At 46.3% G+C, this 3,843-nt stretch carries 3 protein-coding genes; 1 reads left to right on the top strand and 2 read right to left on the bottom strand.

The window, feature by feature from the left end; translation table 11 throughout:
* The first annotated feature begins 139 nt into the window (after nucleotides 1-139).
* On the top strand, nucleotides 140-1,333 hold the full coding sequence (locus tag Q0236_RS10965) for a TRAP transporter substrate-binding protein (protein WP_297917838.1): 1,194 nt from the start codon (nucleotides 140-142) through the stop codon (nucleotides 1,331-1,333).
* Between the two features lie 88 nt (nucleotides 1,334-1,421).
* Here Q0236_RS10965 and Q0236_RS10960 read toward each other — a convergent pair whose 3' ends face one another.
* Nucleotides 1,422-1,574 carry a hypothetical protein gene (locus Q0236_RS10960; RefSeq protein WP_297917835.1) on the bottom strand — a complete coding sequence of 51 codons (153 nt, stop codon included), beginning with the start codon at nucleotides 1,572-1,574 and terminating at the stop codon, nucleotides 1,422-1,424.
* 713 nt (nucleotides 1,575-2,287) lie between these two features.
* The coding region (locus Q0236_RS10955) for a molybdopterin-dependent oxidoreductase (RefSeq protein WP_297917831.1) at nucleotides 2,288-3,843 on the bottom strand (1,556 nt) is incomplete at its 5' end.

Raw genomic sequence — 3,843 nt, 5'->3', positions numbered from 1 at the left:
ATAGAAAGCAACGTGTCGATAAAATAGACACCGTGAAGCAGAATTTCGTAGCAGTAACGCAGGACGCGATTAAATTTTAAGCCGGCGGCGCACTAAATTTTGAAATTTTATGAATTTAAAACTTTATGAAAGGATAGAAATGAAAAAGATTTTTTTGTTTGCATGTCTCATGCTTTTGGGCTCGCAGCTTTTCGGCGACGATAAGGTATATCGCCTAAGACTTGCTAGTACGTGGGAGGCGACTACGCCCGTTTTGGGCGCTGCCGCCGAGGATTTTAAAAACTATGCCGAAAGCCTTAGTGGTGGTAGGCTTCAGATCCGCATCGATACGCCGAGCAAGCACAAGGCAAGCTTTGGCATATTCGACTTCGTCAAAAGCGGTCAATACGATCTAGGATATACTTCGCTTTATTATTATAAAGGCAAAGACGCCAAAACTATGCTCTGGACGGCGGTGCCTTTCGGTATGACTACTGATGAGCAGCACGCGTGGTATTACTATGGTGGTGGGCGAGAGCTTAACGATAAGATGTTCGCGCAATACGGCATGAAGACCTTTTTGATGGGATCTACCGGCATGCAAATGGGCGGCTGGTTTAAAAAAGAGATCAACTCGGTTGCAGATTTGCAAGGGCTTAAATTCCGCATACCAGGGCTAGGCGGAGAGGTGATGAGCAAGCTAGGTGCTACTATAAACACGGTGCCTACGGGCGAGCTATTTATGGCGTTAGAGATGGGTACGATCGACGCGGTCGAGTGGGTAAGCCCCGTCTATGATATGCCGCTTGGATTTCACAAAGTGGCTAAATACTACTACACAGGCTGGCAAGAGCCTATGGGAGACTGCCAACTGCTGGTAAATCAAAAGGCGCTAGAGAAGCTGCCTGCGGATCTTCAAGCGATCTTAGAGGCTGCAGCAAGACTTGCCGGAGAGAACTTCCAAAATAAGGGCTTTTATGAAAACGCTCGCATTTGGGCGGAGCTAAAAGCGCAGTTTCCGGACGTGCAGGTGCGCGACTTCCCTGCGGACGTGATAGCCGCGCTTAAAAAAGCAACGAATGAAATCTTAGACGAAGAAGCGGCGAAAGATCCGATGTTTAAAGAGATCCTAGACAGCCAGCGCGCATTTTTGAAAATCGGCAGAGAATGGAATAAAATAAGCACCGTAGCCTACATAAATAACGTAAGCGGCATCGCAGGCGAAAGTGCAGCAAATCCAATCTCCGCAGGCTCTAGCGGTGCGACGAGCTCAGATTCTGCAAGCAGCGAAAATCACGGCGCTGCAAGCGATTCTAACGCGACTGACAGCAAAAATTTAGGCGCGACAAAGTAAAGCGGGCGCTGCGAGCGATAAAAATAAGGTGCGACGAACAGATCGGCATAATAAGTATCTCAGGAGCGACAAGCGGCAGAAATTCTAACTATTTTTGCATAAAGTAGATGGAATTCTGCCGCAGCAGCTTTGGCGCAATAGCTTCAATATCAGAGCCTAGTTCATAAATCTCATCCGCAAGCAGGCAGAGGCTTTGGCGCAATAGCTTTAATATCGCAAGCAGCGCGATCTGGCGCAGCAAAGGGCTCCCGCGTGAAAATAGAACGCCAAAAACACGCGATAAAATAAAATTATAAAAATTCCGAGCTCCAAGCACGGCGGAATTCGGAATTTTAAATCTAAAATTTTAAAATCAAAATTTATGGATTTCAGACGGAGCGCGAAACTACTCCAGCTATGCCATAGACCGGCATTTGCAACCATTAAGACTAAAAGCCGCGTCTAGCGCTTTAAAAGCCTATGAGCCTTTTGCATTTATATATTAAAATCACAAAAATTGCATTTGCGTTATTAAAATTGCAGCGCTACTTGGCAATATAGGCTAATTCGCATAAAATCAGCCTACGCACGCTAAAATTTAATCAATAATGTAATTTGGTAAGATTTGTCGCGATAAAATAGCCTTATTATCATGCTTATCTTTAAAATTTACTCCATTGCGCCGCTCTGATTAAGACCAAATTTATTAGGATTTGATAAATCGCGAATGCCCAATATCTGCCGCCACATCTATTAACGCAATAGCAGATAAATTTCACACCCCCTCTTATCAAAATAGTGCAACTACGCAAAAAAAGCGTATTAATACCGCGAAATTTATTGAATTCTTGAAATTTTTGATCTTTAAAATACTGCAAGACGGCTAGATCGCTAAAAATTTCATATTATTTGAATTGATTGTTAAAAAGTAGATTCGGAAGCATAGCCCCCGAATCTACGGATAAGATTAAATTATTAGAATTTAATCGGATGGTGGTGGAAGTCGTCGTAAACGACTTTATTGGTTTGAAATTTAATGCGCTTAAGCTCGCGGATACGCAAAAATTCCTCTTCGTCGATCTTTTTAATCTGAATCGCCGCCTTAAACGTAGGCGTTTTGGCGATTAGATCCCAGCCGCCGCTGGTTAGCTCGTTGCAGCAGCTCTCCCAGTAGTGATAAGACATCTGAATGATACCATCCATTATACACTCGGTGATGTCCGCCTTGATCGCGATATAGCCGTAGCGGCTCCACGCGACGATGAAATCGCCCTGTGAAATTCCGTATCGCTCGGCGAGTTTCGGATTCATTTCCGCAATCGGTCCTATCGCGTCGCCGCCCTGCTCGACGGTCTTAGAGCGCCTAGTCATCGCGCCTCCTGCGTACTCGTAAACCTTACGCGTAGTTAGAAGCTGGATCGGGAACTCCTCGTCGGTCTTCTCGTCCACGGAGCCCGCCATTACAGGATAATCTTTCGGCATATTCATACGCTTTGCGAATTCCTCTTTGGCGCTTTCGATCTTGCTCTTATCATCCACGAATAGAACTGGGACGAAATTTCCTTTACCGTCCGGAGTAAAGAATTTCTTATCAAGATACAATGCAGGTCCGCCCATAGAATTCTCATCAGGGCACGGCCAGTGAAGTCCGTGGTATTTTTTGATGCGGTAATAGCTCATTCCGCCGTAGTTGTGCGGAGCTACCCTGCGCACCTCTTCCCAAATCTGCTCTGGAGATTGAAATGTGAAATAATCCCCTAGTCCTAAGCGTCTGGCAAGCTCGCAGATGATCTGCCAGTCTTGCTTAGCTTGTCCCGGAGGCGTTACTACGATCTCGCTGTGCTGTACGCGGCGCTCGGCGTTGGCATAAGTACCCTCTTTCTCGCCGCTACAAGCCCCAGGAAGTACGACGTCCGCCTTGCGGCTAGTCTCGGTTAAGAATATATCTTGGATTACATACATCTCTACCTCGGAGATCGCGCGTAGGAAGTGGTTTGCGTTCGGATCGGTCATAACCGGGTTTTCGCCCATCGTCCAGAAGAATTTTACCCTACCATCAAGAATTGCGTCAGGCACTTCGGTTTTATGAATACCGATCTTGCCATTTAGATGGCCTTTCGGTAAATTCCACTGCTGCTCGAACCATGCGCGCGCGTTCTCATCGGTTACGGCTTTGTAGCCGGTAAAGACGTTAGGAAGCATTCCCATATCGCAGCAGCCTTGGACGTTTTCTTGTCCGCGGATCGGTAAGTCGCCGCTTCCGAGCTCGCCTACGTTGCCTGTTATGAGCATTAAATTTGAAATGTCGCAGACTGCGCCCACGCCGTGGTTGAAGTGAGTTACACCCATTCCGTGCGTGATGACCGCAGGTCGCGTAGTAGCGTAAATTCTAGCCGCTTTTCTAATATCCTCGGCGTTTAGCCTAGTGTATTTGGCTACGGCTTCAGGCGAATAATCCTTAACCGCCTCTTTTACATATTCAAAACCCTTAGTGTATTTCTCAACGAATTCGTGATTTACCAAATCCTCGT

The organism is uncultured Campylobacter sp. (genome assembly GCF_938031315.1).
Lineage (GTDB): Bacteria > Campylobacterota > Campylobacteria > Campylobacterales > Campylobacteraceae > Campylobacter_B.
Note: the sequence above shows the minus strand (reverse complement) of the source record. Positions and strands in the feature narration are given on the sequence as shown.

Coding starts and splice junctions, on each gene's coding strand:
- Q0236_RS10965 (WP_297917838.1), top strand. CDS start 140: ATGAAAAAGATTTTTTTGTTTGCATGTCTCATGCTTTTGGGCTCGCAG.